This is a genomic window from Enterococcus sp. DIV0421, from assembly GCF_051713745.1.
Classification (GTDB): Bacteria; Bacillota; Bacilli; order Lactobacillales; family Enterococcaceae; genus Enterococcus_D; species Enterococcus_D casseliflavus.
Map to the genome: position 1 here is coordinate 884291 of NZ_JBIOQM010000002.1, position 23854 is coordinate 908144.

At 42.1% G+C, this 23854-nt stretch carries 23 protein-coding genes; 20 read left to right on the forward strand and 3 right to left on the reverse strand.

Annotated elements, in window-relative coordinates; genetic code table 11:
* Positions 1–62: 62 nt before the first annotated feature.
* Complete coding sequence (locus tag IGI96_RS15345) at positions 63–785, forward strand: YebC/PmpR family DNA-binding transcriptional regulator (RefSeq protein ID WP_005225911.1); 723 nt, start codon at positions 63–65, stop codon at positions 783–785.
* 215 nt (positions 786–1000) lie between these two features.
* Entirely contained in the window at positions 1001–1660 is a 660-nt protein-coding gene (locus tag IGI96_RS15350; protein WP_034857991.1) for a hypothetical protein, read from the forward strand.
* 57 nt (positions 1661–1717) lie between these two features.
* Here IGI96_RS15350 and helD read toward each other — a convergent pair whose 3' ends face one another.
* Entirely contained in the window at positions 1718–3997 is a 2280-nt protein-coding gene (gene helD / locus IGI96_RS15355; RefSeq protein WP_086338292.1) for an RNA polymerase recycling motor HelD, read from the reverse strand.
* 139 nt (positions 3998–4136) lie between these two features.
* On the opposite strand from helD, the gene IGI96_RS15360 reads away from it, so the two are divergent.
* From IGI96_RS15360 to rbfA, 12 genes are all read left to right on the forward strand, one after another.
* Positions 4137–5009, forward strand: a complete 873-nt coding sequence (locus IGI96_RS15360; protein WP_034857988.1) for an aminoglycoside 6-adenylyltransferase — start codon at positions 4137–4139, stop codon at positions 5007–5009.
* The gene (locus IGI96_RS15365) at positions 4979–5476 is read left to right on the forward strand and encodes an ASCH domain-containing protein (protein ID WP_016610174.1); all 498 of its coding nucleotides are present in this window, start codon (positions 4979–4981) and stop codon (positions 5474–5476) included. The genes IGI96_RS15360 and IGI96_RS15365 overlap by 31 nt, the downstream gene beginning before the upstream one ends.
* A gap of 88 nt (positions 5477–5564) precedes the next feature.
* Complete coding sequence (locus IGI96_RS15370) at positions 5565–5741, forward strand: 2-hydroxymuconate tautomerase (protein ID WP_005225916.1); 177 nt, start codon at positions 5565–5567, stop codon at positions 5739–5741.
* A gap of 311 nt (positions 5742–6052) precedes the next feature.
* A complete protein-coding gene (gene thrS, locus IGI96_RS15375) occupies positions 6053–7993 on the forward strand; it encodes a threonine--tRNA ligase (RefSeq protein WP_375354175.1) in 1941 nt (646 codons plus the stop codon).
* Between the two features lie 152 nt (positions 7994–8145).
* Positions 8146–8580, forward strand: coding sequence for a DUF4234 domain-containing protein (locus tag IGI96_RS15380; protein ID WP_034857985.1), 435 nt, complete (start codon positions 8146–8148; stop codon positions 8578–8580).
* Complete coding sequence (locus IGI96_RS15385; protein ID WP_254907852.1) at positions 8577–8918, forward strand: DUF2752 domain-containing protein; 342 nt, start codon at positions 8577–8579, stop codon at positions 8916–8918. Before IGI96_RS15380 ends, IGI96_RS15385 begins: the two co-directional genes overlap by 4 nt.
* 207 nt (positions 8919–9125) lie before the next feature.
* Positions 9126–9599 (forward strand): ribosome maturation factor RimP, encoded by a 474-nt coding sequence (gene rimP, locus IGI96_RS15390; protein WP_005225920.1) that lies wholly within the window; start codon positions 9126–9128, stop codon positions 9597–9599.
* A 21-nt stretch (positions 9600–9620) separates the two neighbouring features.
* Positions 9621–10835, forward strand: a complete 1215-nt coding sequence (nusA, locus tag IGI96_RS15395) for a transcription termination factor NusA (RefSeq protein WP_016610167.1) — start codon at positions 9621–9623, stop codon at positions 10833–10835.
* Positions 10836–10851: 16 nt separating this feature from the next.
* A complete protein-coding gene (gene rnpM / locus IGI96_RS15400; protein ID WP_005225922.1) occupies positions 10852–11148 on the forward strand; it encodes an RNase P modulator RnpM in 297 nt (98 codons plus the stop codon).
* On the forward strand, positions 11141–11443 hold the full coding sequence (locus IGI96_RS15405; RefSeq protein WP_015509584.1) for a YlxQ-related RNA-binding protein: 303 nt from the start codon (positions 11141–11143) through the stop codon (positions 11441–11443). Before rnpM ends, IGI96_RS15405 begins: the two co-directional genes overlap by 8 nt.
* Positions 11444–11455: 12 nt before the next feature.
* Positions 11456–14215, forward strand: coding sequence for a translation initiation factor IF-2 (gene infB, locus IGI96_RS15410; protein ID WP_086338289.1), 2760 nt, complete (start codon positions 11456–11458; stop codon positions 14213–14215).
* 33 nt (positions 14216–14248) lie between these two features.
* Positions 14249–14599 (forward strand): 30S ribosome-binding factor RbfA, encoded by a 351-nt coding sequence (gene rbfA / locus IGI96_RS15415; protein ID WP_005225925.1) that lies wholly within the window; start codon positions 14249–14251, stop codon positions 14597–14599.
* A 51-nt stretch (positions 14600–14650) separates the two neighbouring features.
* Here the strand turns inward: rbfA and IGI96_RS15420 are convergent, their stop codons facing one another.
* Positions 14651–15229: a phosphatase PAP2 family protein gene (locus IGI96_RS15420; protein ID WP_015509588.1), complete on the reverse strand. Its 579-nt coding sequence runs from the start codon at positions 15227–15229 to the stop codon at positions 14651–14653.
* Between the two features lie 122 nt (positions 15230–15351).
* Here IGI96_RS15420 and truB point away from each other — a divergent pair, with 122 nt between their 5' ends.
* From truB to iadA, 4 genes are all read left to right on the forward strand, one after another.
* Entirely contained in the window at positions 15352–16278 is a 927-nt protein-coding gene (gene truB / locus IGI96_RS15425; protein WP_016610162.1) for a tRNA pseudouridine(55) synthase TruB, read from the forward strand.
* A gap of 2 nt (positions 16279–16280) precedes the next feature.
* Positions 16281–17234, forward strand: coding sequence for a riboflavin biosynthesis protein RibF (gene ribF, locus IGI96_RS15430; protein ID WP_176323960.1), 954 nt, complete (start codon positions 16281–16283; stop codon positions 17232–17234).
* Between the two features lie 239 nt (positions 17235–17473).
* Complete coding sequence (yfcC, locus tag IGI96_RS15435; protein ID WP_176323998.1) at positions 17474–19165, forward strand: putative basic amino acid antiporter YfcC; 1692 nt, start codon at positions 17474–17476, stop codon at positions 19163–19165.
* A 30-nt stretch (positions 19166–19195) separates the two neighbouring features.
* A complete protein-coding gene (gene iadA / locus IGI96_RS15440) occupies positions 19196–20380 on the forward strand; it encodes a beta-aspartyl-peptidase (RefSeq protein ID WP_086338286.1) in 1185 nt (394 codons plus the stop codon).
* Positions 20381–20516: 136 nt separating this feature from the next.
* On the opposite strand, the gene IGI96_RS15445 is transcribed toward iadA, so the two are convergent.
* Complete coding sequence (locus IGI96_RS15445; protein ID WP_086338285.1) at positions 20517–21383, reverse strand: aldo/keto reductase; 867 nt, start codon at positions 21381–21383, stop codon at positions 20517–20519.
* A 117-nt stretch (positions 21384–21500) separates the two neighbouring features.
* On the opposite strand from IGI96_RS15445, the gene IGI96_RS15450 reads away from it, so the two are divergent.
* Both IGI96_RS15450 and hemW read left to right on the forward strand, forming a co-directional pair.
* A complete protein-coding gene (locus IGI96_RS15450) occupies positions 21501–22148 on the forward strand; it encodes a hypothetical protein (RefSeq protein WP_015509594.1) in 648 nt (215 codons plus the stop codon).
* A gap of 441 nt (positions 22149–22589) precedes the next feature.
* Positions 22590–23780: a radical SAM family heme chaperone HemW gene (gene hemW / locus IGI96_RS15455; RefSeq protein ID WP_086338284.1), complete on the forward strand. Its 1191-nt coding sequence runs from the start codon at positions 22590–22592 to the stop codon at positions 23778–23780.
* The last annotated feature ends 74 nt before the right edge of the window (positions 23781–23854 follow it).

Below are 23854 nucleotides of genomic sequence, written 5' to 3' on the forward strand. Positions count from 1 at the left end.
GAACGCCATTTGACAAGTATAATGAATAAGGATTTTTAAAAACAAGAAAGCGAAGTGAAATCATGGGTCGTAAATGGGCAAATATCGTAGCGAAAAAAACTGCTAAAGATGCAAACAATAGCCGAGTTTATGCAAAATTTGGAATCGAAATCTACGCAGCAGCAAAATCGGGTGATCCTGATCCTCACGCGAACCAAAAATTACGCTTTGTTATCGAACGTGCGAAAACCTACAATGTGCCAAAACACATTATTGACCGTGCGATTGAAAAAGCCAAAGGTTCTGGCGATGAACAATACTCAGAACTTCGATACGAAGGATTTGGACCAAATGGATCAATGGTGATCGTCGATACGTTGACAAATAACGTCAACCGTACCGCAGCCGATGTTCGGGCCGCTTTTGGTAAAAACGGCGGGAATATGGGTGTTTCAGGGGCCGTTGCTTATATGTTTGATAACACGGCACTCTTTGGCTTTGCCGGTGACGATGCGGATGAAATCTTAGAATACTTGATGGACAAAGAGATCGATGTTCGTGATGTTGTTGAAGAAGATGGACAAATCATCGTTCACGGTGAACCAAGTGACTTCCATGCCATTCAAGAAGCCTTGAAAGAAAAAGGAATCACTGAATTCTCAATTGCAGAAATGCAAATGATTCCTCAAAATGAAGTAACCTTGACGGGTGACGATCTAGAAAAATTCGAAAAAATGATCGATGTGTTAGAAGATCTTGAAGACGTACAAAACGTCTATCACAATGTGGCAGACGCGGAAGAATAAGTGTCACTTGGCAGCCTAGAGACAATCTGGCTGCCATTTTTTTAGTATGTTTTTTTATGTAGAGGCTTTGTCGCTTATGCAAGAGAAATAATGAAGCGGTAGCGTTGCTCATTTAATGAAAATTCTTCTGTGTTGATCATCTTTTCAGTTGGTTTCTATACATTTTATGTGTTATGATTTACTACATAAGCAAACAAATCGTTAGGGGGGCAGACATGGAAGAAAAAATCGTTTTAGAGCCATTTAATCGAATCTTAAGTGGTTTTGAAAAGCTAGCAGAAGTGTCTGTATCGATTTCTGACTGCTCGGCTCTTTGTCGGAAATATCAAAAGTATGGGGTGGAAGGGTATCGTCTAGGTGATTATCGCGGCTCTTCTTATTTGAATCGTTATTTAAATGTCGTCGTTGATCGCGCACCCTTATTAATATATAAAGAGCGATTCTTGATTCCTTTAGTCTTTCGCATGTCGGAATACTCTGAACGGCTCTTTATCGATGAGTATCGAATGGAAGGGTTCTTCTTGCTGTTGGATTGGCTTTTAGAGCACCGACCAGAAAAAGCAATTATTGATTATAAACGAACGCGTGCTTTGCCTCATAAAAAAGAATTTGTCATCGACAGTTCCTATGTACTTTTTCGATTGACAGAAATTCTAGATGGCGCTGGCTTTCCTCTTAGTCGCTTTACGACGATTGAAGAATTTAGTGAGTGGAATCGTACCCATCGCTTGATCGATAACGGCAGTATTGGACGACATACAAAATTATTCGTTCCAGAAGATCCCGAACACGTTTCTGAGCTGCAAATGATTTTAACCATCGTAGGGATGCGCTATCCAGAAACCCGTTTATTTATTGGCGAGTTAAAAGGCTAAAAAAACATCACGATCGGCTTGTTTCCTTTGGGAACTCGCCGAAAGTGATGTTTTTTGTTATCCGATCGTTGATGCTTCTTGGAACTGATAAGTGGTAGGATCAGCTTTTGCTAGCAGCGGCAATTCCTCTTGGGTGAGGACGGTCAACTGATGCATCGCCCGTGTCGCCATTGTATAAAAAATCAATTGGTCTTGTTCAGTCACGAAAGTGGCACCTGGTGTCCAGACAAATACTTGGTCAAACTCTAGCCCTTTTGCTAAAAAGGCCGGGAAGATCATCACATTGCGTTTCATGAAGTCTTCTTCAGAGGTGATCAGCTGCACTTGTTCCTGCATTGTTTCCGCCAGCTGGGCATATAACTGCTGGCAATCCTTTGCGGTTTTACAAATGATCGCGGTGCGCCAACGCTGATTCTCAGCTGCGTCACGAATACTGGTTTCTAGGAAAGCCAGATTTTCAGTTGCAGTTCCTTTAACAATTGTTGGTACCGCCCCTTTACGAGCCGTCAATTCCACTTGATCACTACCAACTAAAAATTGATTGGCGAAATCTGTGATTTCCTTAGTCGAACGATAGCTGGTTTTCAATTGATAACGTTTCACACTTTCGTGGGGGAATAATTCTGCTAATGCCCCGACGATCGTTTCATTGCCATACACTTTTTGATTCAAATCGCCGCACAGGGTGATGCCAGCCTTTGGATAAAGCTGACGCAGTAGAGCCACTTGTGCTGGTGGAAAATCCTGCATTTCATCGATAAAGATAAACCGAGCTTTTTCTTCGACATGAACAGGATAAAGCTGTTTGATCAGTAAGAAAAACAAAACGGCGTCTTCTTGTTTGATCTGTCTTTGGCGCATGCCTTGTCGAATATAGGCAATACTTTGCTGCCAAGCCGCAGGCTCGATGCCAGTTTCTTTGACTGCAGCAGACTCAACCGATTGTAAAAAGTGTAAGTATTGCTTGGCTTGGTTGATAAACTGAAAGTTTTTCACTCCCCGCGTCAAGGAACGGAACTTCTTGCGGACGATCTGCTGTCTAAGTTTCTTCCGCAAACGGCGTTCGTTTTCTTCGCTGTATTCTTGATGAGGATCATTGGCAAATACTTGTTGCAATTGTTCTTCGGTCGCTTCTTTGACCCAGTCTTTTTTGGCTTCATCTTTTTCCAAGCCGCCGATTTTTTTTAATAATTTCGTTTGAAGCAGTTGGGTTCTTTGGTAAATCGGCAGTTCGTTATTGGTTTCTTGATACCAGCGGCGAATCTGTTCTTTTGTCAAATAGGTTTGCCCTTGGATTTTTAGATCACGGAACAAGGGACCGATCGGTGCAATCGAACGGACATAACGGTTGATTTTTTCCACCAAGAAAAGACTACTTTTGATTTTTTCAATGGCATCATCGTCGCCACTTAAAAAGGTTTCTTCTTGTTGGGTTTCTTTCGTCACTTCATAGCCAGTCAGAATCAATTGGATAAAGTGGTGGAAGGTTCTTGTGGGCACTTCACTTTCACCTAAAGAAGGCAGGACCATGGAAATATAGTCAGAAAACAAATGATTGGGTGAAAACAGCAAGACTTGTTTTTCGTCCAACCATTTGCGATTCCGATAAAGTAAAAAGGCGACCCGCTGCAACAAAGCAGAGGTTTTCCCACTTCCAGCAATTCCTTCGATCAGTAAGAATTTATTGGTGGTATCACGAATGATTTGATTCTGTGCTTTTTGGATCGTCGAAACGATGTTACGCATTTGAGAAGAAGAGGCTTCATCCAATATTTCCAACAAAAATTCGTCATTGATGATCTCCGAAGTATCGACCATCGACAAGATTTCACCATTTTGAATTTTAAATTGGCGTTTCAAAAGCAATTCTACCGTAAACCGATCAGTGTCTGTTTCGTAGAAGGTTTCACCAAGCTCTCCTTCATAATAAAGATTGGCGATCGGTGCGCGCCAGTCAATGACGATCGTTTCTTCATCTTTGTCTCGCAATGAAGCGATCCCCAAATAGAGGGTCTCGGTTTCTTGTTCTTCTTTGAAATCGATTCGAGCAAAATACGGATTGCCCGCCATCGTTGTTAAGATTTTGACGCGTTTTTCTTGTGATTCTGCGGTTTGGTATTTTATCAGCAATTCTTGTTCATGCTGCTGGTACTCGATAACTGATTCATAAAAGGCTTCACTGTCGCCCCCGCGAATTTTCTTATCGGCGATTTCTTTTAATTGATCATCCATTTTAGCGGCTAACTCTTGTTTTTGCTGCGAAAGGATCGCTTGTTCTCTGTGGATCAGAGCAATGGTTTCATTAACATGTTGTTGTTCTTTTTGACGTTCGTTCACGAAGGATCCTCCTTAAAAAATTGCGACATAAAATTATAGCATATTTTCCCTGCGAATGTCGTGGAAAAAAAGAAACTATGCTAATATTTATAAAAAGAGCTTAGGTGTTCAAAAACGAAACGAAAAAGAGGTGGAGACGGTGAGGGAAGAAGCAGAATTGCACCAATTGATCCTGTCTGTGGGGCAACGTGTTGGGGCACGTGCCATCGGTTTATCTGGTTCACGGACCGATCCACAGGCGCCAAAAGATTTTTTACAAGACTTTGATGTGGTTTACGTAATGGATGATATTCAGCCCTTGGTCGATGATCCTTCATGGTTAGAAGCCTTTGGACCGATCATGATCAAGCAAACACCGGAAGCTAGCACCATCTATCCGCCGAGTCTGGGCGGGTGTTTTACGTACTTGATGCATTTTTTAGACGGAGTAAGAATCGATCTCATGCTATGTCCTCTTGCACTGGTCGATCGTCTGGCTAACGAACCAGGCTTGCAGCCGCTGCTTGATCCAGACCAAATACTAAGTTTTGCTAATCAAGCAAATCATTCGCATTACTGGATCAAGCGCCCGACCCAAGCCGCTTTTCAGGAACACTGCAACGAATTTTGGTGGGTAAGCACGTATGTCGTGAAAGGGCTGCTTCGAAAGCAGCTGATTTATGCTGCGGATCATTTATACACTATTTGTTGGCAAGAATTGTTATGGATTGAAGATTTGTTCGTTGCCCAAGCTCAGCAATTTCAGGTGAGTACAGGGAAAAATCATAAATACCTACAGTCGTTTCTAACGGAAAAGGAGTGGCGGGAATTGACCTCATTGCTTGATTTTTCCACGATCACTGCCTGCGGTCAGTCCCTCTTGAAGATGCAAAAACGTTTTGATAAGCAAGCAAAGAACATCAGCGAGAAATTAGGGCTGGCCTATGATTGGCAAGAAGCTGAGAATGTCCAAACATATACGAAGTATTGGAGTGAAAAAAATTGGCAGATGAAACCAGAGAATCAAAAATAAAAGACTGTCAGATTCAGGCGTTTTGGCAGCGGTTTTTAAAAGAAAATCCAAGAAATCAATCTCCTTTGACCTATGAAGATGCTTGGTCCTTTGGCGATACACCACAAATGGCCGATGAACTGGCAGCACTGGTTTTAGCTGGCAAAAAGACGGCAACGACATCTGCCGCTGCGCTCTATGAAATCGAGCAAGAAGCATTGCCGCAATCAGGAACCTATAGTGTCCTTTTAAATGGGTCGGATGTACCAAAAGCTGTTCTTTACTTAGAGTCAGTGTCGATCGTGCCTTTTGATGAGGTGACAGCAGACTTTGCCTTTTTAGAAGGCGAAGGAGATCGCACTTTGGCTTATTGGCGCCGTGTTCATGAAGCTTTTTTTCGACAAGCTTATGCCTCAGCGGGGTTGTCTTTTCACGATCAAATGCTGTGTGTTTGCGAAAAGTTTTGTGTCGTTTATCAGGAAGAATAAAGTCATGGTTTTCTTTGGAAACCAAGGTAATAGTTTTTGTCTTTTTGAAAAAGGTGTATAATCAAAAGCAAACAAAGGAGGAAGTCGTATGCCATTTATCCATGTCGAACTAGTTGAAGGACGTTCGCAAGAGCAACTGACGAATATGATGAAAGAAATCACTGAGGCGGTCCATAAAAATACAGGCGCCCCTAAAGAGCATATCCATGTTATCATCAATGAAATGAAGCAAGGAACCTATGCTGTGAATGGCGATTGGAAATAATTCTCTTGCTTTTTTATCAAGAGAGTGGTTTAATTGAGCCATAATCGATCAATAAAAAAGACACCTGAATTTGAGAGTCTTCGATAAGAGAGGGAAATCTTGGCTGAAAATTTCCTAGAAGAAAACCAAAGGATGACCACTTTTTTAAGACCTCTGTTGAAACGGAGGCGGTTGAACCGTTATCTCATGAAGAGGAAAACAGACTTTTTCTGTTTTTGAAGAATAGGTGGAACCACGAGTGATCGTCCTAGTATCGTAACCGATACTAGGACTTTTTTTATTGATTGAAATCATCAAAGGAGGACATTCATATGTCATTATTTATTACATTTCCTGATGGCGCAAAAAAAGAATTTGCTGTTGGGGTAACAACCAAAGAGATTGCTGAAAGTATCTCGAAAAGTCTTGCAAAGAAAGCCTTAGCTGGAAAAGTCAATGGACAACTGATCGATCTTTCACGTCCGATCGAAGAAGATGCAACGATTGAGATCGTGACACCCGATCATGAAGACGCCTTAGGCTTACTTCGTCATTCGACAGCTCATTTAATGGCTCAAGCCATGCGCAGACTCTATCCATCGATCCATTTTGGGGTAGGACCTGCAATTGATTCTGGTTTTTACTATGACACAGACAATGGGGAAAACCCAGTAACTGCAGAAGATCTACCAGCAATCGAAGCAGAGATGATGAAGATCATCAAAGAAAATCTGCCAATCGAACGCCGCGTGTTAACAAAAGAAGAAGCGTTGACCCTTTTTGCCGAAGATCCATACAAAGTAGAGTTGATCACTGAATTACCAGCTGATGAAACGATTACTGCCTATCAGCAAGGTGAATTTGTCGATCTTTGCCGCGGTCCTCACGTCCCATCAACTGGTCGTATCCAAGTGTACAAATTATTATCAGTGGCAGGTGCTTACTGGCGTGGAAGCTCTGACAACCAGATGATGCAACGGGTATATGGAACAGCCTTTTTCGATAAAAAAGACTTGAAGGAATTTATCCGTTTACGGGAAGAAGCAAAAGAACGCGATCATCGCAAATTAGGAAAAGAATTAGAATTGTTTATGTTATCACCTGAAGTCGGCGCTGGTTTGCCTTTCTGGCTGCCAAAAGGAGCTACGATCCGTCGTACGATCGAACGGTATATCGTGGACAAAGAAATCAGCTTAGGGTACCAACATGTGTATACACCAATCATGGCAAACGTGGATCTATACAAAACCTCAGGGCACTGGGATCATTACCATGAAGACATGTTCCCGCCAATGGATATGGGGGATGGGGAAATGTTAGTATTGCGACCAATGAACTGTCCGCATCATATGATGGTTTATAAAAATGACATTCATTCGTATCGTGAGCTACCGATTCGGATCGCTGAATTAGGCATGATGCACCGCTATGAAAAATCAGGGGCATTATCTGGATTGCAACGGGTTCGGGAAATGACTTTAAACGATGGGCATACATTCGTCCGTCCGGATCAAATCAAAGAAGAATTCAAACGGACACTTGATTTAATGATCGGTGTTTATGAAGACTTTAATATCACCGATTATCGTTTCCGTCTAAGTTATCGTGATCCACAAAACAAAGACAAATATTTTGATGACGATGCAATGTGGGAAAATGCGCAAACGATGCTAAAAGCCGCTATGGATGAATTAGAATTGGATTATTTTGAAGCAGAAGGCGAAGCAGCTTTCTATGGACCAAAACTAGATGTCCAAGTGAAAACAGCTTTAGGCATGGAGGAAACCTTGTCAACGATCCAATTAGATTTCTTGTTGCCTGAACGGTTTGACCTAACGTATGTTGGTGAAGATGGTGAAAACAACCACCGTCCAGTGGTGATCCACCGCGGCATCGTTTCAACGATGGAACGCTTTGTGGCTTATCTAACGGAAGCCTATAAAGGCGCATTCCCAACTTGGTTGGCGCCGATCCAAGCATCGATCATTCCAGTTTCAGTCGAAGCTCACAGTGACTATGCTTACGAAATCAAAGAACGCTTGCAGGCACAAGGACTGCGGGTAGAAGTGGATGACCGCAACGAAAAAATGGGGTATAAGATCCGCGCATCACAAACCCAAAAAATTCCTTACCAAATCGTTGTTGGGGATCAAGAAGTCAATGACGCGACAGTCAATATCCGTCGCTACGGCAGCAAAGAGACCCAAGTCGAAGAATTGAATCTGTTTGTTGATGCAATGGCTGCAGAAGTAAAAAACTATAGTCGAAAATAGTTTTATGATGGATGAAGCGAAAAAGCACCTTCTTTAAGACGGTGCTTTTTTGTCTAAATTCATAAAAATAAATAAATAGGTTTTGTTATGATGATTAGATTGTAGTATAATTGATAAGTGGCAAAAATGAAAAAAAAGAAAAGGAGTTTGTGATGAATTATAATTACGGAGTTAGAAAGAAATCGGTTGTATCGGTCATTTTATTAACATTTATTACTTGTGGCATTTATACATTCTTTTGGATGTACCAAACAACCAAAGAGCTAGCAGAGTACAGCGGGGATAATCGTCTTTCGCCAGAAACGTCGATTTTACTCACGATCCTTACTTGCGGATTGTACCAAATTTATTGGTGGTATCGAATTGCGGATATCTTTATGAGTGCACAACAACGAGCGAATATGCCTCGTCTGAGTGACAACAAAATCCTTTTTGTCGTCTTGAGCCTTTTTGCTTTTGATTTCATCAACATGGCGATTTTACAAGGTGATATGAATCAAATGTGGGAAGCTGCTGATCAAAATGCCATGATGTCATCTGCTACATCAAACGATTCGTCTGATTCAGATGATTGGGTCGATTATTGATTTGTCCGTTTAAATGGTTAACGGGGTTTCCTTGTCCAGGTTGTGGCATGACGCGCGCCTACTTGCACTTATTTCAGGGTGATCTTGAAGGTGCGCTGCATTTTCATCCCTTGTTTTGGTTGGTGCCGATCGTATTCGGAATCGTTTTGTTCAAAAATAATCCGAAAATCAGCAAACTTTACCACAGTCACAACCTGTGGCTGACCTTGACACTTTTGGTATTAGTGGTTTATGGTGGTCGGCTCTGGCTTCATTTCCCACATGACGCGCCAATGGACTTTGATCCAGAGAGCATTTTCCCACAACTACTACGCCGGATTGGACAAGTGATTCACTAACAGCCCTTCACCCAAGCATTAAAAATCTTTAAGAAAATGCTTTGTTTTTTTCTGAAAGCGAAGGGAACATGCGACAGTAGTTGAATCTTTATGAAAATTGTGTTATATTTACAATGTAATGATACTTAGAGTGAGTGAGCGGTTTTTTCGCTCACTCTTTTTAATGGAATGAAGTTCGTTTCGTTGAGAAATAAAGGAGGCGATGTTGTGAGTACGGTAGTGGAAACTGTTACAGATATAGTGACCCCTATTCTGGATGCGCAAAAATTTGAATTAGTTGAAGTAGAATTCGTGAAGGAAGGGAAAAATTGGTTTCTTCGTGTGTTCATCGATAAAGAAGGCGGAATCGATATCGAGGAATGTGCCTTTGTCAGTGAACAACTTAGTGAACAATTAGACCAATGCGAACCTGATCCTATTCCACAGGCCTATTTCTTGGAAGTTTCTTCCCCTGGCGCCGAGCGTCCATTGAAGAAAGAAGCAGATTATCAACGGGCAGTCGGCGAGTACATTCATGTTTCTTTATATCAACCGATTGATGGAGAAAAACAGTTCGAAGGCTTTTTACAGTCATTCGACGAAAATCAGCTAGTTATTAAGACCCGAATCAAAACCAGAGAAAAAGAACGAACGATCGACCGGAAAAATATTGCCAAAGCTCGTTTAGCCATTCAATTTTAAACACGGAGGAATGAAAGAATCATGAGTAAAGAAATGTTGAATGCATTGGATGCATTAGAAGCAGAGAAAGGCATTTCAAAAGAGATTGTCATCGATGCCTTGGAAGCGGCATTGGTTTCAGCCTACAAACGTCATTACGGGCAAGCACAAAATGTGGAAGTTGAATTTGATCAGAAAAAAGGCAACATCCACGTCTATGCAGTCAAAGAAGTGACAGAAGAAGTCATGGACTCGCAACTAGAGGTTTCATTAAAAGAAGCGATGACAATCAATCCCGCTTATGAAATCGGCGACAAAATCCGTTTTGAAGTAACGCCTAAAGACTTTGGTCGTATTGCGGCGCAAACGGCAAAACAAGTCATTTTGCAACGGGTCCGTGAAGCAGAAAGAAACATTATCTATAACGAATTTAGTGCGTACGAAAAAGACATTCTGCAAGGAATTGTTGAACGCCAAGATAATCGTTATATCTATGTAAACTTAGGCAAAATTGAAGCCGTGCTTTCAAAACAAGACCAAATGCCAAATGAGTTTTATCAACCCCATGATCGGATCAAAGTATTCGTTTCTCGTGTTGAAAATACTTCGAAAGGCCCTCAAGTATTCGTTAGCCGTAGCCATCCAGATTTGCTACGCCGATTATTTGAACAAGAAGTGCCAGAAGTATATGATGGTACTGTAGAGATCGTAAGTATTGCTCGTGAAGCAGGGGATCGTGCCAAAGTCGCTGTTCGTTCCTTTGATGCCAACGTCGATCCAGTCGGCACTTGTGTCGGCCCTAAAGGTCAACGGGTTCAAGCGATCGTCAATGAACTAAAAGGCGAAAACATGGACATCGTGGAATGGAATGAAGATCCAGCGATCTTTATCGCCAATGCGTTGAATCCAGCAGAAGTCAGCGACGTTATTTTCGACGTTGATAATCCGAAAGCATGTACTGTTGTCGTTCCTGATTACCAATTATCATTGGCGATCGGTAAACGCGGACAAAATGCTCGTCTAGCAGCCAAATTGACTGGCTTCAAAATCGATATCAAATCAGAAACAGACATGGAAGAGTTTTATGCGAAGCTGGATGAAGGCGACTATATCGATGAGTATGATGCAACTGCTTCAGAAGCTGCTGAAGAAATCAGCACAGAAGCAACGGAATCTACAGAAACGCTCGATGAAGCAATCCTTTCATCAGACATGACTGCAGATGATTACGAAAATGTTGAGTTTGACGAAAAATAGTTGAGGTGAGATCGTGATGAAAAAACGAAAAATTCCTTTACGAAAATCAGTGATTTCAGGTGAAATGTTGCCTAAGAAAGAAATGCTTCGTATCACTCGTTCAAAAGAAGGCGTTGTTTCTATTGATCCAACCGGAAAAATGCCTGGTCGTGGTGCCTATATAGCGATCGAACCGGCTGAAGCCCAGAAAGCTTGGGATAAGCGTATTTTAGATCGAGTGTTGGAAACGAAATTGACAGATGAATTTTACCAAGAACTATTGGACTATGTAACGCACCAAAAAGCGCGAAAAGAGTTATTTGCAAATGAATAAAACCAAAGCATTAAATATGTTAGGACTAGCCATGCGTGCTGGGAAATTAGTGACTGGTGAAGAAATGACCTTAAAAGAGATTCGCAATGAGAAAGCTGCTTTGGTCATTGTCGCCAGTGATGCTGGTAAAAATACACAAAAGAAAATTAAGGACAAAAGTTCTTATTACGAAATTCCGCTCCTAGATGCATTTTCTGCTGATGAAATCAGTGCGGCCATTGGGAAACCAAGAATGGTCATTGGCATCTTAGATCAAGGATTTGCAAGGAAGGTGCAGGAATTAATATTAGGTTAGGAAGGTGATTGCATGGGGAAAAAAAGAATTTATGAACTTGCAAAAGAATGGAACAAATCGAGCAAAGAGGTTGTTGAAAAAGCACAATCTTTAGGCTTTGATGTCAAAAATCATATGGGCGCGATCTCAGATGGAGAGGCGCAGAAATTGCAGCAGTCATTAGGCGGCAATCCAAATGGTAAAACATCTGCAAACTCAAATCCCGCAAATCAGAAACCAGCCAACCAGCCGGAAAAACAAGAACAAAAGAAATTTAAAACGCAAAGAAATAATCCTAACTTCCAAAACCGTCATAACAATCAAAGTCAACAGCGAACTACGCAAAGCAATAACCGTCCTGCTGGTCAAGGACAAGTAGAGCGCACGAACAGTCAAGGAAGTAACAGACCAAATAACCAAGGAAGTCATAATCGAGTGAATAACCAAGAGAATCGTAACAATCAAGGGCAACAAAACCGCCCAACAAACCAAGGACAACAAAACCGTCCGAATAATCAAGGACAGCAAAACCGTCCGAACAATCAAGGGCAACAAAACCGTCCGAACAATCAAGGGCAACAAAACCGTCCGAATAATCAAGGGCAACAAAATCGCCCAAACAATCAAGGACAACAAAATCGTCCGAACAATCAAGGACAACAAAACCGTCCAAACAATCAAGGACAACAAAACCGTCCAAACAACCAAGGGCAACAAAATCGTCCGAATAACCAAGGACAGCAAAACCGTCCAAACAACCAAGGACAACAAAATCGTCCGAACAATCAAGGGCAACAAAACCGTCCAGCCGCTCAATCTGCAGGAAATACGCAAGGGGCAGACCGCAACAACAACCGTACGCAAGGCTCGAATGATTCCCGTGGAGGAAATCAAAACCGAGGCAAGTCAAATTATGGTGGACGCAATAACAATTTCAACAACAACAATCGCAATAAATTTAACAAAAAAGGGAAAAAAGGCCGTCAGCAGACGGAAAAGAAACCGCCAGTTCCAGCACGTAAATTCCGTGAACTGCCAGAAGTATTGGAATATACAGAAGGCATGAACGTAGCGGATATCGCGAAAAAAATCTACCGTGAACCAGCAGAGATCATCAAGAAGCTCTTTATGATGGGGGTTATGGTCAATCAAAACCAACCTTTAGATAAAGATACGATTGAACTGCTTGCTACCGATTACGGAATCGAACCACAAGAAAAAGTTCAAGTGGATATCGCAGATATCGATAAATTCTTCGAAGCAGAAGAACAAATTGAAGAGAATTTAGTATCACGACCACCTGTTGTTACCATCATGGGTCACGTTGACCACGGGAAAACAACATTGCTTGATACATTACGTCATTCACGCGTAACAAGTGGTGAAGCTGGAGGAATCACGCAGCATATTGGGGCTTACCAAATCGACATCAATGGCAAACCAATCACTTTCTTAGATACTCCTGGACACGCGGCGTTCACCAGTATGCGTGCACGGGGAGCAAGTATCACTGATATTACGATTTTAGTTGTCGCAGCTGATGATGGTGTCATGCCGCAAACGGTGGAAGCGATCAACCATGCGAAAGCAGCAAAAGTGCCAATCATCGTTGCAGTTAACAAAATCGATAAACCAGGTGCTAACCCTCAACATGTGATGCAAGAATTAAGTGAACATGAGTTGATCCCAGAAGCTTGGGGTGGGGATACGATCTTCGTTGAAATCTCAGCGAAATTTGGGCAAAACATTGAAGAATTGCTTGAAATGATCCTCTTAGTAGCAGAAGTCGAAGATTTGAAAGCTGATCCTACCCAACGAGCGATCGGTACCGTTATTGAAGCGCGCCTTGATAAAGGCAAAGGTCCTGTAGCAACACTATTGGTACAACAAGGAACTCTTCATGTTGGTGATCCAATCGTTGTAGGGAACACTTTCGGTCGTGTCCGCGTGATGACGAATGATTTAGGTCGTCGTGATAAAGCAGCTGGACCTGCAACGCCAGTCGAAATCACAGGATTGAACGATGTCCCTCAAGCAGGTGACCGTTTCGTTACCTTTGAAGATGAAAAAACGGCTCGGGCAGCAGGTGAAGAACGTGCAAAACGTGCCTTGATGGAACAACGTGCATCAAGCAGTCGTGTGACATTGGATAACTTGTTTGAAAGTCTAAAAGAAGGCGAACTGAAAGAAGTGAACGTCATCATCAAAGCAGACGTACAAGGTTCAGCCGAAGCGTTAGCTGCGTCATTGAAGAAAATCGATGTTGAAGGTGTGCGAGTAAACATCGTCCATTCAGCCGTTGGTGCCATTAATGAAAGTGACGTAACGCTAGCAGCAGCAAGTAATGCCATCATCATCGGATTCAACGTCCGCCCTACACCGCAAGCCAAACAGCAAGCGGAAGCAGAAGAAGTCGATATTCGTTTGCATCGCATTATCTACAAAGCGATCGAAGAAATCGAAACAGCGATGAAAGGGATGCTTGATCCTGAATTTGAAGAAAAAATCACCGGTCAAATGATCGTTCGTGAAACCTACAAAGTTTCTAAAGTTGGTACGATCGCTGGTTGCTATGTGACGGAAGGCAGCATTCGCCGTGACAGTGGTGTACGGGTGATTCGTGACGGTATCGTCATCTATGAAGGCAAACTTGCCAGCTTGAAACGCTTCAAAGACGATGTCAAAGAAGTGAAGCTAGGATTTGAATGTGGCGCGATGATCGAGAAATTCAACGACGTAAAAGTCGATGATGTGATCGAAGGCTATGTCATGGAAGAAGTACCAACAAAATAAACGAAATGACAACTATACAAGGAGGCTTTTTGAATGGCTAACTATCGAGATCGCCGAGTGGCGCAAGAAATCTTAAAAGAAGTCAATCAAATTCTTCGTAAAAAAGTTCGTGATCCTCGCGTGCAAGATGTGACGATCACAGATGTACGAGTAACTGGAGATTTGCAGCAAGCAACGATCTTTTACAGCACCTTGACGGACTTGGCTTCAGATAAGCAAAAAGCCCAAGCAGGACTGGAAAAAGCAACTGGGTTGGTTCGTCGTGAACTAGGCCAAGCGCTAACGCTCTACAAAGTTCCAGAAATCCAATTCGAGTTGGATGAATCTGTACAATACGGGAATAAAATTGATGAAATGATTCGCGCATTGCACTCAGAAGAATAAAAAAAAGAACAGCTTCCAGTCGAAGCTGTTCTTTTTTATTTGGAAAAAGCATCAGGAATTCATCAGTAAAGTAACCAGTCCAGCAACACCTGCCCCTAAGAGCCAACCACCGATCACATCTGTTAAAAAATGGATTCCTAAGTAGACTCTGCTAAAGCCAATCATAAAGCTAAGCAAAATTGCCAGTAAGGTCATCGGGATGACAGCTGAGGGAACCAATTGTCCAAGATTCAAGGCGATCGTTCCATACATGGCAGCGGATGTGGCAGCATGAGCACTAGGAAAGCTGTGATCTTTTTCTTCAACTAAACGATGATCAATAGGACGATCTCGTCGGACGATTCGTTTGATCAAGTAAGCAGCTGCTGATACTATGAAGATACTGACTGCTGTTTTTGGTGCAAGATCCGCCCGCGATGATGGAAAGGCAAACAACAGTAAAGCGATCGCAACTGTCGGAAAGGCTTTTCCTAAATTGGTAAAAAAGTGCATCATGCGCGTCAAAGAGGGCGTACGGCTTTGGATGATTTGCAAAGCAAACGCTTCTTCCCAACGCTGCATCGTGCCGAGCTGAATCATGATCAAAAAAATGGCAAATCCAATAAATGACCCTATCGTTAAAACAACCATTTTAGGACCTCCTTATATGCTTAGTTTATCATGTAATGAGAAAGAGCGAAAAGGATTTTGTCGTGCAATGAATTTTTTTTATATGTTATAATAAGCAAGTTGAAGTGAAATGGAGGAATACGATGGACGGGATTTTACCATTATGGAAAGAGCGTGGACAAACAAGTCACGACTGCGTGTTTAAATTACGAAAAATATTAAAGACAAAAAAAATCGGACACAGCGGCACACTAGATCCTGACGTGGATGGTGTCTTGCCCATTTGTATCGGAAAAGGAACGAAGATCGTCGAATACTTGGTTGATTCTGGAAAAGTCTACACCGGGGAAATCACCTTGGGCTTCAGTACCACTACAGAAGATCGATCTGGGGATATCGTTGAACAACAAGCACTAACTCGTCCGTTTACGAAGACAGAAATCGATCAGGCAATGAAACAGTTGACGGGGACGATTACCCAGATCCCGCCGATGTATTCGGCGGTCAAAGTCAATGGCAAACGACTTTACGAATATGCTCGCAACAATGAAACTGTCGAGCGACCACAGCGCAAAGCAGAAATTTATTCCTTCAAACGAATTTCAGAGCCGGTTTTTCATGAGGACAATACGCAAAGCTGGCGTTTTGAAGTTTCTTGTGGAAAAGGGACTTATGTTCGCACGTTAGCGGTCGACACAGGGAAATTGCTGGGTGTACCCGCGCATATGTCTGATTTGACTCGCTTAAAAAGCGGTGGTTTTTCTAAAGAACAATCTTACACGATTGCAGAGGTGCAAAAGGCAGTCGATGAACAACGTGTTTCGGAACTACTGCTACCGGTGGAATATGGGGTATCGGAGTTTGTTCAAGTGACGATCGATGCGGACCTCTGGCAGAAAGTAAAAAATGGCATGCGCTTGCCTTTCAGCGTGTTTGGATTACAAGAGCGCCCAGAGGAATTAGTGGCGATTTTTTATCGAGAACAATTGATCAGTATCTATAAAGCTCATGACAAATACCAAGATATGATGAAACCGGTAAAAGTCATCCGTACAGAAATAGGAGAATGAATATGGAAATCATTGAAATAAGACACCCTTATGATCACGCAGCGATTCCTGATGAGGAGATCGTCTTAGTGTTAGGCTTTTTCGATGGCGTACATCTAGGTCATCAGAAAGTCATTGAAACAGGACGAAAGATCGCAGAAGAAAAAGGGTTAAAATTGGCATTAATGACCTTTAATCAACATCCCTCGATCGTTTTTCAAAAAGTCGATCCTGAAAAAATGCAATACCTGACCAGCTTGGCTCAAAAGGAAGCGCATATGGAAAAGCTTGGAGTAGATATTCTTTATATCATTGAGTTTACTTCTGCTTTTGCAAATCTGGCACCACAGGTGTTTGTGGATGAATACATGATCGGTCTGCATGCAAAAGTTGTTGTTGCAGGTTTTGACTATACCTATGGCAAGAAAGAGATAGCCAACATGGCGCTTTTGCCAACCTATGCAGAAGGACGTTTTGAAGTCGTGACTGTCGCGCAAGAATCGTTTCATGAGGAAAAGGTCAGCTCCACACGCATTCGCTCTGCACTACAAAATGGTGATATGGCGCAAGTCAATCGCTTGTTAGGGTATATTTATGAATTTGAAGGAACCGTCGTTCACGGTGATGCTAGAGGACGAGAACTTGGGTTTCCAACCGCAAATATCAAAGTGAAGAGCACCGTTCGGTTGCCAAAAGAAGGCGTCTATGTGACGGAAATCAAAGTTGGTGACAAGTGGTATCCATCGATGGGATCGATTGGTCACAATGATACGTTTGGTCAAGGTCGCCAGTTAACAGTAGAGATTTATATTCTCGATTTTCACCAAGATATCTATGGTGAAACCGTGGCGATCCGTTGGCATCATTTCTTACGTGATCAAGTCGCTTTCAATGGCGCACAAGCGTTGATCGAGCAATTAAAGCAAGATGAACGAGACACTGAAGCTTATTTTGATGGGCTTTCTGAAGAAAACTAGTCATTCGTAGTGAAAAGAAGCGTTTCTGGCTTCTTTTCACTTTTTCTTTTTCTTTCTTTTTATAACGTAGTTTATTTGAATTCTAATGCTTTCCCCATGAGGAAAAAACGTTTTTTCGATATACTAAAAAATAGGCAAAAATGATAATTTATGCAGAATGCTGCAAAGGGAAAGGGAGAGAAAAAGTGACAATTGGAAAAAAAGCAAAAAAGGGGAAAGAAAAGAAAGATTTAACTAAAATGAAAACGCCTCATACGTATGTCATCATCTTTGGGGTCGTATTGTTGGCGTGGTTGCTGACTTTCTTAGTTCCCGCTGGGAAATTCAGTACACAAGAAATCGAGTATACCGATGCAAATGGGGAAATAAGTACCAGAACGGTCTTGATGCAAGATTCGTTTCGTTATGCCTACCCGTTAGATAACGAATACGTCTATCAACAGTTGAATCAATTGGAAGACGATCCACAAGAGTTGGAAGAATTAGATGTCGATCCTGAGGCTTTAGCAGCTGTTCTAGCTGAAGGGCCTAAAGAGTTGTCCCAGAGTCAATTAGATGAGGTGGGACTGACCGATGACACGCTTTACAGTCTTTACGGCGAAAAAATGTATGATACTTCTGAAAAACTGCACAAAACAGCCAAGGTTTGGGGAACTGATGACTTTAACGGTTTCGGCTTCTTAAATTTTGTTTTTGAAGGATTGGTTTCTGGTGATAAATACGGCTCAGCAGTTGGGATCGCAGCACTGATCCTAGTGGTCGGTGGTGCGTTTGGTATTATCATGCAAACCGGAGCGATTGATGCGGGGATCTTTGCATTTATCAGCAAAACTCGTGGATTAGAACGCTTGGCATTGCCGCTGTTGTTCTTTGCTTTTTCATTTGGGGGCGCTACCTTTGGGATGGCAGAAGAAGTCATTCCGTTTTCGATGGTCATGGTGCCTTTCGTGATCGCATTGGGGTATGATTCGATCGTGGCGGTCACCGTCACCTATGTCGCCTCTCAGATTGGAAATGCCACCTCGTGGATGAGTCCATTTAGTGTGGCAGTAGCTCAAGGGATCGCAGGTATTCCCGTTCTTTCAGGCGCAACGTTCCGAATCATCATGTGGGTCGTGGTTACCGCACTATCCGCAGGGTACCTAATGATCTATGCCGAAAGAATTCGCAAGAATCCTGAGAAATCGCTAACGTATCAATCGGATGCGTATTTTAGAAATCATCTTGAAAAAACCTCCAGTGAGCAAAAACCATTTTTATTAGGTCATAAATTGATCTTGGTTGAAATGCTGGTGGTTTTGATCTGGATCGTATGGGGTGTGACGCAGAAAGGCTACTATATTCCCGAGATTGCTTCTCAATTCTTTGTTATGGGCTTAGGGGCAGGAATCATAGCGGTTCTTTTCAAATTAGAAAATATGGGCTTGAATGATGTGGCGAGTGCCTTTCAATCTGGTGCCTCAGAATTGGCAGGAACTGCAATCGTTGTAGGGATGGCCAAAGGGATTCTTCTGGTTCTCGGCGGTTCTGATGCCAACGTGCCGTCAGCCTTGAATACGATTTTGCACAGCATCGGTGGTTTGTTAAGCAATGTTCCAGCATTTATTGGGGCATGGTTCATGTACATTTTCCAAAGCTTCTTCAATTTGATCGTGACCTCCAATTCAGGTCAGGCTGCATTGACCATGCCGATCATGGCGCCATTAGCTGATCTTTTAGGTGTTTCAAGACAGATCGCTGTATTGGCTTATCAATTAGGCTCAGGCTTCATGGATGCCTTCACTCCAGTATCGGCAAGTCTGATCGGTGTGCTAGGTGTCGCAAGAATCGAATGGGTGAAATGGGCGAAATTCCAGATCAAAATGCAAGGGTTCTTATTTGTATTAGGAACGATCTTCATCTTTATTGCAGTCGCGATCGGCTTGCAATAAGAAGCAATCAGACACGAGGAGGAAGCACTCATGAAGGTGATACGACAAGCGGAGGTTTATGCGCCTGACTATTTAGGAAAAAAAGATATTCTTTTAAGCGAAGACAAGATCATTGCTATTGAAGATTCGATCGAAGGAGGATTCTCAGGGGTTCCTCTTGAAGAAATCGATGGCACAGGGTTACTTGCTGTTCCCGGCTTTATTGACTGCCACTTTCATATCTTAGGAGGTGGCGGGGAAGGCGGCTTTCAGAACCGGACACCAGAAGTGAAATTGTCTCAGCTGACCTCAGCGGGGGTAACGACAGTGGTTGGGTGTTTGGGTACTGACGGAGTAGGCAGAGATATGACTGCCTTGATCAGTAAGGCCCGTGGACTAGAGGCAGAAGGCATCACGACGTACTTGTATGACGGTTCTTATCGATTGCCATTGACTCCGGTCACCGATTCTATCATTCAAGATTTTTTGACTATTGACAAAATCATTGGTATCGGTGAAATTGCCGTTTCTGACCATCGTTCTTCACAACCGAGTTTCGAAGAATTTACCCGCGCGGTGGCGGATGCCCGTGTTGGTGGGATGCTTTCTGGAAAAGCAGGCATCGTAAACGTCCACTTAGGTGGAGGAAAGAGAAAATATGAGCTACTTTTACGAACCATCGAAGAAACAGAGATTCCAATCAGCCAATTTTTACCGACACATGCCAATCGGACCAGCGAGCTTTTCGAAGCAAGTATTGCTTTTGCAAAAATGGGTGGAACGATTGATTTTACGGCGAGTGAGGATCCTGATTTCTGGGAAAAAGAAGACGATGAGGTTCGCTTCAGTAAAGGATTGAAGCGTTTGTTAGCAGAAGGGATCGGGCTGGATCAATTTACCATGACCTCTGATGGGCAAGGTAGCCTCCCGTACTTTGATGAAAACAATCAATTCATAGGTCTGGGTGTCGGTAGTTCGCGAGCCTTGATGGTAGGCATTAAAGAAGCAGTCCAAAAAGAGCAGATTCCATTGGAGATCGCCATTCGAGCAATCACTTCTAATCCAGCGAAAGTATTGAAGCTTGATCAAAAGGGACGTCTTGCAGCAGGGATGGATGCTGATATTTGTTTGCTGAACAAAGAAACATTAACAGTAGAAACGGTTCTAGCGAAAGGCAGAACGATGGTAGAAAAACAAGAAGTAAAAGTGTGGGGTACCTTTGAGCAACTAACATAAGAAGATTCTAGCTTTGACAAACTAAGAAATGGTTGTTTTTCTAAACAGAGTTGTAGAAGAAAATAAGCAGCCCGATCCATGACCAGTATTTACTGGACTTGATCGGACTGCTTTTTTCAATTAAACGCAAGCATTCTTAAGCTTGCAGCTCATCCAATTTCTTCATGTCTTCTTCAGAAATTTCAAAGTCAACTTTAGCATTGTCAGCAATGTATTCTTCATGAACGGATTTTGGCAATGGCAGAATGTCTTTTTGTAGCAAGTAACGAATTGAAAGTTGTGGAATAGATTTTCCATAAGCTTCCGCAATCGTCTTCACTGCATCGTTATCGAGTAAACGACCAGTGGCGATTGGAGAATAGCCTTCCACTAAAATTTCGTGGTCTTTACAAAATGCCAATAACTCTTCATTTGTACGTCCAATATGGTAAACAAACTGGTTGACCATCGGTTTCACATCGCAATGATCAAAAATATTCTGTAAATCTTTTTGATCGAAGTTGGAAACACCAATTGATTTTACTTTCCCACTTAAGTAGGCTTCTTCTAGTGCTTTCCAAACATCGATGTTTTCAAGATGAAAATCTTTGTTTTCTGGATTGTTTCCCATGATTTTCCAAGGACGAGGAGCGTGGATCAAAATCAAATCGATATACCCTAAGTCAAGTTTTTTTAGAGAAGCATCAATGCTATCAACCGCTTCTTGATAGGTCTTCAACTCAGCAGGTACTTTCGTGGTAACAAAAATTTCTTCGCGGGCAACGCCTGAATCGCGCACAGCTTTCCCAACCGCTTCTTCGTTTTTGTAAGCTGCCGCTGTATCGACATGTCGATAACCGTTTTGAATGGCAAATTTTGTGGCGTTGTAAGCATCTTCTGGAGAAGATTGCCAGGTTCCAAGGCCAATCTTAGGAATCGTCAGTTTGTTCTGCAAGGTAAATGTTTCTTGTAATATCACGTATCTCAACCTACTTTCATCGCTTTTTTTTGTTACATCTTCCATTATAAAACGTTTTCTTGTTTGAAACAAATCAGACGCTGAAACTTTTTCGGTAAATTGACTTTCAAAAGGATCTTTGATACATTATCAGCAACCTAAACGCAGAAAGATGTGGAAAAAATGGATTTTGTAAAAGAAGATTTTGCCTATTATCGGCGCTCTTTTGAATTGATGTATCGCAGTTATTTCCGTAGAAGAATGATTGCCCTAGGTGTGGCGATTTTGATTATCTTAGGTTATTTATTTTTGTTACAAGAAAGTTTGCTTTTAAATATCATCTTGCTAGGTATTTTGCTAGGGATGATGGCGTGGCTGGTTTCACTTTCTCAGAAAGCGAGTGAGGTCGTACGTGCTTTTGAAGAAGAAAATCAGGTGCCGCAAATTCATCAACTGACAGAATTCGAGGATCATTATGCGTTCCCAATGAACGATGGAACAACGATGCGCGTGAAGAAAAACGGCAATCGCAACTTCCCTTCCAATAATAAGCAGTACACGTTGATGGCAGGCTATAAAAAAGTTTTCTTTGTGCAACAACCCTTGATGATTTTTTACTATGACCTCTTGGAAATGAAGTATGATGAAGCGTATCGTTTGAAACGAAATCGCCAAAACGGGTTCAATCGTTGGTCGCGTTATTTCAGCTTTCGCTCCTTTAAGGGATCGATCGGCAATGTTTTTCAATTCTTGCTGGGAAATATTTTCTTCTTATTTATTGCGTATCGGTTGATCCGCTATCTGATCGATATTTTGCTGCACATTCTATAACGGTCGCCAAGGGGATGATTCTCATCGTTTTCATAGACTGGTGAAAAAGATGATAGGACTTAATTTTTTAAAAAAGGTATACTTAAGTCAGATAAGACAAGCAATTGTCTTTCAAGAATAAGAGTCCTGCTCTTGTTAAGTAAGCCGTCAGCAACAGCTTATCTATTGTGGCGCTAACAGTTTGGGGGAAGTGTTAGTTCTTGTAACAAACAGATTTTTTTCTGGGTGGGATAAGAACAAAAGCGGTATTTTACCGTACTTAATAAGAGTAGTGCTCTTAATTTTTGCTATGACTATTTGAAGACATCACTTCTTGGAAGTGGTGTTTTTTCTTGCCCAAAATAGTCCAAGTGATAGGAGAATTCTAAGAACTATGCTACAATGAGTGCCGATGCTCTCAGCGATGGGAGTAAAAAGAAGATAGAGGAGAATCACTTAGGAATGCCTGAAGGTCAAACAATAAACGATCCATCTACAAAAAGCGCGCAAAATATTTCTGCGTATATACATATACCATTCTGTGAACATATCTGCTATTACTGTGACTTCAACAAAGTGTTTTTAGAAGGGCAGCCAGTGGATGAGTACATCGAAGCGTTATTAAAAGAAATTGAGCTGACCCTCTTGCGTCAGCCTATCAATGAGGCGGAAACAATTTATATCGGCGGCGGGACGCCAACGTCGCTTTCGGCGAACCAGCTGGATCGATTGCTTTCAGGTGTGCATGAATTGCTGCCGACCCACACAACCAAAGAGTTTACCGTGGAAGCAAATCCTGGTGATTTGAGTGAAGAAAAAATGCTGGTTTTGAAAAATCATCAAGTCAATCGCTTGTCGATGGGGGTCCAAACCTTTGATAATCGCTTGCTTAAAAAAATTGGCCGCAAGCATACCGCTGAAGATGTTTATTCAACCATTCAGCTGCTGGAAAAACATGATTTTCAGAATGTGACGATCGATTTGATTTATGCACTTCCGGGACAAAGCATAGAAAGCTTCCGTGATACACTGACGCGAGCGATTGATCTCGGGTTGCCTCACTATGCGATGTATTCCTTGATTTTAGAAAACAAAACCATGTTTATGAACTGGGTTCGCCAAGGGAGAATGGCGCTGCCTTCTCAAGAAGCTGAAACGCAGATGTTTGATGAGGCGATCGCTGCGATGACAAAAGCTGGCTTGAATCAATATGAAATCAGTAATTTTGCACGACCAGGGTATGAGTCCTTGCATAATCTAGTGTATTGGAACAATGAACATTATTTTGGCTTTGGGGCAGGCGCCAGCGGGTATCTTGGACAGACCCGCTACAAGAATAAAGGTCCAATCCAGCATTATTTGAAACCATTACAGGAAAATCAATTGCCAATCCATGAAACTGAAGAATTGACAACCAGTAATCAAATGGAAGAGGAACTGTTTTTAGGCCTTCGTAAAAAGGCTGGCATTTCAAAAATACGCTTTGCAGAAAAATTCGGGAAGTCTTTTCAGGAAATCTATGGTTCAACTAGCGAACAGTTGATTCAAAAAGGCTGGTTGGCTAGTCAAGGTGATCGTGTCTTTTTAACGAAAGCTGGGATGTTCATTGGCAACGAAGTGTTTGAAGCATTTCTCTTGGATGGAGAAAAATAAGAAAGAACAAGGAAGAGAAGTAGCCATTTCGCGCTGCTTCTTTTTTTGATTTCTTTTTTTAGCACTCTCTTAGA

Excerpts from the sequence above, each read along its gene's own strand:
- ribF (WP_176323960.1), top strand. The coding sequence starts at position 16,281 with ATGGAAATCATTGAAATAAGACACCCTTATGATCACGCAGCGATTCCT.
- IGI96_RS15345 (WP_005225911.1), top strand. The coding sequence starts at position 63 with ATGGGTCGTAAATGGGCAAATATCGTAGCGAAAAAAACTGCTAAAGAT.
- nusA (WP_016610167.1), top strand. The coding sequence starts at position 9,621 with ATGAGTAAAGAAATGTTGAATGCATTGGATGCATTAGAAGCAGAGAAA.
- IGI96_RS15445 (WP_086338285.1), bottom strand. The coding sequence starts at position 21,383 with ATGGAAGATGTAACAAAAAAAAGCGATGAAAGTAGGTTGAGATACGTG.
- rbfA (WP_005225925.1), top strand. The coding sequence starts at position 14,249 with ATGGCTAACTATCGAGATCGCCGAGTGGCGCAAGAAATCTTAAAAGAA.
- truB (WP_016610162.1), top strand. The coding sequence starts at position 15,352 with ATGGACGGGATTTTACCATTATGGAAAGAGCGTGGACAAACAAGTCAC.
- thrS (WP_375354175.1), top strand. The coding sequence starts at position 6,053 with ATGTCATTATTTATTACATTTCCTGATGGCGCAAAAAAAGAATTTGCT.
- yfcC (WP_176323998.1), top strand. The coding sequence starts at position 17,474 with ATGAAAACGCCTCATACGTATGTCATCATCTTTGGGGTCGTATTGTTG.
- hemW (WP_086338284.1), top strand. The coding sequence starts at position 22,590 with ATGCCTGAAGGTCAAACAATAAACGATCCATCTACAAAAAGCGCGCAA.
- IGI96_RS15350 (WP_034857991.1), top strand. The coding sequence starts at position 1,001 with ATGGAAGAAAAAATCGTTTTAGAGCCATTTAATCGAATCTTAAGTGGT.
- IGI96_RS15420 (WP_015509588.1), bottom strand. The coding sequence starts at position 15,229 with ATGGTTGTTTTAACGATAGGGTCATTTATTGGATTTGCCATTTTTTTG.
- iadA (WP_086338286.1), top strand. The coding sequence starts at position 19,196 with ATGAAGGTGATACGACAAGCGGAGGTTTATGCGCCTGACTATTTAGGA.
- IGI96_RS15370 (WP_005225916.1), top strand. The coding sequence starts at position 5,565 with ATGCCATTTATCCATGTCGAACTAGTTGAAGGACGTTCGCAAGAGCAA.
- IGI96_RS15405 (WP_015509584.1), top strand. The coding sequence starts at position 11,141 with ATGAATAAAACCAAAGCATTAAATATGTTAGGACTAGCCATGCGTGCT.
- IGI96_RS15380 (WP_034857985.1), top strand. The coding sequence starts at position 8,146 with ATGAATTATAATTACGGAGTTAGAAAGAAATCGGTTGTATCGGTCATT.
- infB (WP_086338289.1), top strand. The coding sequence starts at position 11,456 with ATGGGGAAAAAAAGAATTTATGAACTTGCAAAAGAATGGAACAAATCG.
- rnpM (WP_005225922.1), top strand. The coding sequence starts at position 10,852 with ATGAAAAAACGAAAAATTCCTTTACGAAAATCAGTGATTTCAGGTGAA.
- IGI96_RS15450 (WP_015509594.1), top strand. The coding sequence starts at position 21,501 with ATGGATTTTGTAAAAGAAGATTTTGCCTATTATCGGCGCTCTTTTGAA.